Here is a 653-nt window from a genome sequence, read left to right as displayed (position 1 = left end):
GCACCATCTTTCGCCGAATTTCGCAACGTAGATACTTTTCCTCCGAATCCATTAGGTATCTATGGAATGACTAATCAAGTACGTGAGTGGGTAAATGACTGGTATTCCTCTGATTATTATCAGCAATCACCAGAGTTAAACCCTCAAGGGCCTGATAGTGGAAGTCAAAAAGTTCTTCGTGATTCTTCTGGTACAACAATGACTTTTTCCAGAAACTACTCTGTTCCTGTAAAGAAAGCGTATTCACCTGGAACTAGTTTTCGCTGTGCTCTTCAACAGACAGCCCCGGTACATAAATCGCCCTGAGATTGATGACCAATTTTCAATCAAAATCACCTCATTCATTCCATTGTGCACTCGGTTCAAGAAATACAAGCTGTAATCATAATTGACCATGCTTTCCAGTGTTTTTGCTTTAGGTATTTCGGTACACTAAGACACTAAAAACAAAGGATTTCAGCATGAAATTTTACAGGCTAGGCCTTGCATGTACGCTGCCATTATTAGCGGCCTGCAATGACAACAATTTCCCCATCAAAATCACCAGCGAAACCGTCTCTCAACAGCAGCTTGATACCATAGTTACTAATATCGAAAAGCGCTATCCAGAGGCGACCCAGGAACAAAAACAAAACGCCGCCGACGTGGTGGTA

General features: G+C 42.1%; 1 protein-coding gene and 1 pseudogene. Both read left to right on the top strand.

The genetic code is table 11. The features are described from left to right. A partial coding sequence (locus tag L6J37_RS21250; RefSeq protein WP_237796526.1) for a formylglycine-generating enzyme family protein occupies positions 1-306 on the top strand: 306 nt, incomplete at its 5' end. Positions 307-461: 155 nt separating this feature from the next. Further along, positions 462-653, top strand: a pseudogene (locus L6J37_RS21245) (formylglycine-generating enzyme family protein); the annotation flags it as partial.

The sequence above is a fragment of the Photobacterium sp. WH77 genome, assembly GCF_022014395.1.
Classification (GTDB): domain Bacteria; phylum Pseudomonadota; class Gammaproteobacteria; order Enterobacterales; family Vibrionaceae; genus Photobacterium; species Photobacterium arenosum.
The sequence above is the reverse complement of the archived record's forward strand: the minus strand, read 5'-3'. Positions and strand labels throughout refer to the sequence as shown.